Raw genomic sequence first — 386 nt, 5'->3', positions numbered from 1 at the left:
CCACCAGCCCCACCAGCCCCACCAGCCGACGAAGCCCTGTCAGACGGGTCCCTGCCAGACGGGTCCCTGCCCGACGCCCCGCTACCCGGCCAACAGCTTCCGCAGCTCGTCGACCACCTTGCTGTCCGTCTTGCTGTCCGTGCCGTCCAGGGCACGCAACGCCGACTCCCACTGCTCGTGCGCCTCTTCGGTCCGCCCTTCCTCGTGGAGGAGCAGCCCGCGCTGATGGCGGGCCAGACCCGTCATGTGGGTGTCGCCGAGCTGTTCGGCGCAGTCGACGAGCACGGCGCACTCGCGCGCCGCCTCCTCCGTACGGGAGAGCCCGCGCAGCGCGCGCACCAGGCCGAGGCGGGCCTGGGACCTGCCGTGCCAGTCCTCGTACTCGT

1 protein-coding gene is annotated in these 386 nt (G+C 72.3%); it reads right to left on the bottom strand.

Annotated features, from left to right (window positions below):
* Positions 1-81: 81 nt before the first annotated feature.
* The coding region (locus tag AOK22_RS43270; RefSeq protein WP_341845631.1) for a hypothetical protein at positions 82-386 on the bottom strand (305 nt) is incomplete at its 5' end.

Origin of the sequence: Streptomyces silaceus (genome assembly GCF_001419745.1) — a bacterium.
In the GTDB taxonomy this organism is placed as follows: Bacteria; Actinomycetota; Actinomycetes; order Streptomycetales; family Streptomycetaceae; genus Streptomyces; species Streptomyces silaceus.
Note: the sequence above shows the minus strand (reverse complement) of the source record. Positions and strands in the feature narration are given on the sequence as shown.